Genomic DNA, 2,215 nt, shown 5'->3' with positions numbered 1-2,215 from the left:
GCCTTAAAGTACTATCTGGAACAACAGGAAAAATTACGAATTCCCACTACATAGACATGGAGAAAAAGATAGAGGAACTTCAAAAACGATTAAAAGAAGCCCACCTCGGAGGAGGTGCCAAGCGAATCGAAAGGCAACACGCCCAGAAAAAACTCACGGCCCGGGAACGGGTCACTTATTTACTGGATGAAGGTTCCTTTGAAGAAATGGGCGCTTTGGTTACCCATCGGACCCGGGATTTCGGTATGGAGGACCAACAGTATTATGGAGATGGGGTCGTAACAGGTTATGGGACTATTGACAACAGGCTGGTCTATGTTTACGCCCAGGATTTTACGGTTTTTGGAGGATCCCTTTCCGAAACGCATGCCGAAAAAATCTGCAAGGTGATGGATTTGGCCGTGCGGGTTGGAGCTCCTGTTATCGGACTTAACGACTCCGGGGGTGCCCGGATTCAGGAAGGGGTGCGTTCCCTTGGGGGGTATGCCGATATCTTCTACCGCAACGTGCAGGCCTCGGGAGTGGTCCCGCAGTTATCTGCCATCATGGGCCCCTGTGCCGGGGGAGCTGTGTATTCACCTGCCATGACAGACTTTATCCTTATGGTGGAGCAGACGAGCTATATGTTTGTGACCGGTCCCAACGTTGTGAAAACGGTGACCAATGAAACCGTAACCTCCGAAGAGTTGGGCGGGGCATCCACCCACGCTGTAAAATCCGGGGTGGCCCACCGTACGGCATCAAACGATGTGGTTTGCCTGGAAGACCTTCGGACATTGTTGTCTTACCTGCCCCAGAACAACCGTGAAAAAGCACCCGACCTGCCTTTTGAACCCGGTACCGAATACCGGGAAGAATTGGCGGGTATTGTGCCTGGCAACCCGAACAAACCCTATGACATGCACGAGGTAATCCGCGGCATCATTGATACGGACTCGTTTTTTGAAATCCATAAAGATTATGCGGAAAACATCATCACCGGATTTGCCCGATTGGGGGGTAAAAGTATCGGGATAGTAGCCAATCAGCCGTTGTTTTTGGCGGGGGTCCTGGACAGTGATAGCTCGCGGAAGGCCGCCCGATTCACCCGTTTTTGCGACAGTTTTAATATTCCGTTGTTGATTTTAGTCGATGTACCGGGCTTTCTTCCCGGGACGGATCAGGAGTGGTCCGGTATCATTATGCACGGTGCCAAACTCTTATATGCCCTCAGCGAAGCTACAGTCCCCAGAATTACTGTGATTACCCGAAAGGCCTATGGAGGGGCCTACGATGTTATGAATTCCAAACATATCGGAGCGGATCTGAATTTTGCCTGGCCCGGGGCGGAAATTGCGGTTATGGGAGCGAAAGGGGCCAGTGAGATCATTTTCCGTAAAGAAATCAAGGAGGCGGACGATCCGGAACAAAAACTGGCTGAAAAAGAGGCGGAATATGCCGCCAAATTTGCCAATCCGTACAGGGCCGCAAGACGTGGATTTATCGATGAGGTCATCCTCCCCGCGGAGACGCGTAGAAAACTCATTAAAGGTTTTGCTTCTTTAGAGAACAAAGAAGTTGTACAACCCAATAGAAAACACGGTAATATTCCACTTTAGGGGTGGATCTTCGCGGACCCTTGGATTTGGGGTCATGTGGGGTTATATGCGGTTAGGGCAAACACAGAATACCCGAACAGGAGTCGCGGCGGGCTCCGGTGACCGAAGCAAGAACGTTGGTTTCACCACAGAGTCGCAGGGCACCCAGCAGGCCAAAAACGATCGCCTCTTTATACTCGATAAGTTTTCGATTCGGGAGGACCACTTCAAAATCGGGTTGGAGTTGTTGTTGCAAAACTTCCATCAAAAACGTGTTTAAGGCACCCCCTCCGGTGACAAGGATACGCCCCGATCCTTCCTTACTGGCACTGCGAACTTGTGCGCCCACCTGTCGGGCAATATGTTCTGCTGCTGTACGAAGTTGGTTTTCGGGCCGGTCGGGGAATGCCTTGATCAGCGGAAGGATTTCCCCGGAGAACCACTCATAGCCTGTGGACTTCGGATGGGATTTGGAATAATAGGCGAGTCCGTCCAGGGATTCGAGCAAAGCCATATTGATCTGTCCTCCCCGAGCCAGTTCCCCCCCGGAATCATATGGGAACCCCAGGGGTTTGACCAGATGGTTTAAAAGCATATTCGCAATCCCAATGTCGAAGGCTATGCGCTTGCCATCCTGT

Annotated in this window: 2 protein-coding genes; one reads left to right on the top strand and one right to left on the bottom strand. The window is 51.4% G+C overall.

Translation table 11 applies throughout. The annotated features are described in order from the left end of the window. Positions 1 to 56: 56 nt before the first annotated feature. Positions 57 to 1,598 (top strand): acyl-CoA carboxylase subunit beta, encoded by a 1,542-nt coding sequence (locus tag WBV75_RS13530; RefSeq protein ID WP_424121115.1) that lies wholly within the window; start codon positions 57 to 59, stop codon positions 1,596 to 1,598. A 52-nt stretch (positions 1,599 to 1,650) separates the two neighbouring features. Here the strand turns inward: WBV75_RS13530 and WBV75_RS13525 are convergent. After that, on the bottom strand, positions 1,651 to 2,215 hold a 565-nt coding region (locus WBV75_RS13525), incomplete at its 5' end, for an anhydro-N-acetylmuramic acid kinase (protein ID WP_424121114.1).

The sequence above is a fragment of the Robiginitalea sp. genome (genome assembly GCF_049588695.1).
Lineage (GTDB): Bacteria > Bacteroidota > Bacteroidia > Flavobacteriales > Flavobacteriaceae > Robiginitalea.
The sequence above is the reverse complement of the archived record's forward strand: the minus strand, read 5'-3'. Positions and strand labels throughout refer to the sequence as shown.